1 protein-coding gene is annotated in these 1,442 nt (G+C 68.2%); it reads left to right on the top strand.

Annotation, left to right across the window (positions count from 1 at the left end; translation table 11 throughout):
• Positions 1-243: 243 nt before the first annotated feature.
• A partial coding sequence (locus ACFYXH_RS42470) for an IS110 family transposase (protein ID WP_389575183.1) occupies positions 244-1,442 on the top strand: 1,199 nt, incomplete at its 3' end.

The raw sequence follows: 1,442 nt of genomic DNA, 5'->3' as shown, positions 1-1,442 counted from the left end.
ACCCCGCCAACATCACCAACAGTGATCCCGGGCCTTGTCGTGCCTCCTGCGGTGGATGAAAACTGGGTGGTGCACGCCCCGCTGACGCCGGGACTCTGTGGTGCCCTGGAGCCCGATCAACAGTGTGGCGCGGGTGGCCCGGGGCACGTGATGTGGTTGCTGCGAGCACGAACCTCAGACTCTTCGAGAAGGGGCCTCCCACGGGGCGAGCGACGCCGTCCGAGGTACCACAGGGGAGGAGTCATGGAGGAGATCGTCGAACGCTGTGCCGGACTGGACGTCCACCGAGACACCGTGGTGGCCAACGTCCGCGTCCCGGAGGAGCCGGCCGAGGGAGTCACCCAGACCTTCGGTACCACCTGGCCGGACCTGCTCGCGCTGCGCGACTGGCTGACGGCCTACCAGGTCACCCTGATCGGGATGGAATCGACCGGCGTCTACTGGAAGCCCGTGTACTACGCGCTGGAGGACGCCGCCGAGTGCTGGCTCCTGAACGCCCGGCACATGCACAACGTCCCCGGGCGCAAGACCGACGTCGCCGACGCCGCATGGATCGCCCAGCTCATCCAGCACGGCCTGGTCAAACCGAGTTTCGTGCCACCCAAGGACATCCGCGAGGCCAGGATGTTCACCCGCTACCGCAAGGCCCAGATCGACGAACGCGGCCGCGAGGCCCAGCGCCTGGACAAGGTCCTGCAGGACGCCGGAGTGAAACTGTCCTCGGTCGCCACCGACATCCTCGGCGTCTCCGGACGGGCCATGATGGCCGCCCTGACCAAGGGCACCCGTGACCCACAGGTCCTTTCCGACCTGGCCAAAGGCAAGCTCCGCTCCAAGATCCCGCTCCTGCGCAGGGCCCTGGACGGCCGGTTCGGCCATGTCCATGGGGTGCTTGTCGCGGAGATCCTGGCCAAACTGGAGTACCTGGACGAGGCGATCGCCCGCCTCGGCGAGGAGATCGAAGCCGTCCTGGCCCCACACCTGACCCAGCTCCAGCTGCTGGTCACCATCCCCGGCATCGGCCTGCGCACCGCCCAGATGCTGACCGGCGAGATCGGCGCGGACATGAGCCGCTTCGGCTCGGCCAAGGCGCTCGCCTCCTGGGCCGGCGTCTGCCCCGGCAACTGGGAATCGGCCGGCAAGTCCCGCACCGGACGCGCCCGCAAGGGCCCCAAATGGCTCGGCGCCGCCCTGCACGAGTGCGCCATGGCCGCGATCCGCTCCAAGGGCAGCTACCTGCACGCCCAGTACCAGAGGATCAAACCCCGCCGCGGACACGCCCGCGCCCTCAAGGCGGTACAGCACTCCATCGTCGTCGCGATCTACCACATGCTCGACCGCGGCCAGCCCTACCACGACCTGGGCGCCGACTACTTCACCCGCCGAACCTCCCGCAGCCTGACGATCAACTGCGGAAGGTTTTCACCTCAGAGTCACGGCAT

The organism is Streptomyces sp. NPDC002730 (assembly GCF_042888805.1).
GTDB lineage: Bacteria > Actinomycetota > Actinomycetes > Streptomycetales > Streptomycetaceae > Streptomyces.
This window is presented reverse-complemented; position numbering and strand designations above follow the sequence as displayed.